The 506-nt window shown below is 65.8% G+C and carries 1 protein-coding gene and 1 pseudogene; both read right to left on the reverse strand.

Annotated features, from left to right (window positions below; translation table 11 throughout):
* Positions 1 to 327, reverse strand: a 327-nt coding sequence (tnpB, locus tag V8324_RS22310; protein WP_336422052.1) for an IS66 family insertion sequence element accessory protein TnpB, incomplete at its 3' end; no start/stop codon positions are given.
* Positions 324 to 506, reverse strand: a pseudogene (locus V8324_RS22315) (hypothetical protein); the annotation flags it as partial. The gene tnpB and the pseudogene V8324_RS22315, both read right to left, overlap by 4 nt.

Below are 506 nucleotides of genomic sequence, written 5' to 3' on the forward strand. Positions count from 1 at the left end.
CTTCACCCGGCGCCAGTCCAGGCCAGAGAAAAGGGCCTCGAACTGCGCCCGGTTCAACGTCATGAGGCCGTCCTTGATCGTAGGCCAGGTGAACGTTGTCTCCTCCAGGCGCTTGTAGGCCATCACCAAACCGGTCCCGTCCCAGAACAGGATCTTCAACCGGTCGGCCCGCTTCGCGCGGAACACGAACACCGTGCCCGTGAACGGATCCTCCCGCAAAACCGACTGCACCAGAGCGGCCAACCCGTCATGGCCTTTCCGGAAGTCCACGGGCTGCGTCGCCACCAGGATGCGCACCCTGTGCGTCGGCATGATCATGTCGGTCATCCCACCGCCCGCACGATCTCGGCAATCCGTGCCGCCGAAGTGCCCGCGTCCAGACGGATCGATACCTCGCCAACCGCGATCTCGATCAAAGGCGCGCCCGCGGTCGATGTGGCCTCGGGCGGCGCGTCGGGATGCCCATCATCGCACAGCATCAGCGGCGCGAACCCGGGTGGCCCTTC

It is taken from the genome of Roseovarius sp. D22-M7 (assembly GCF_037083785.1).
Lineage (GTDB): Bacteria > Pseudomonadota > Alphaproteobacteria > Rhodobacterales > Rhodobacteraceae > Roseovarius.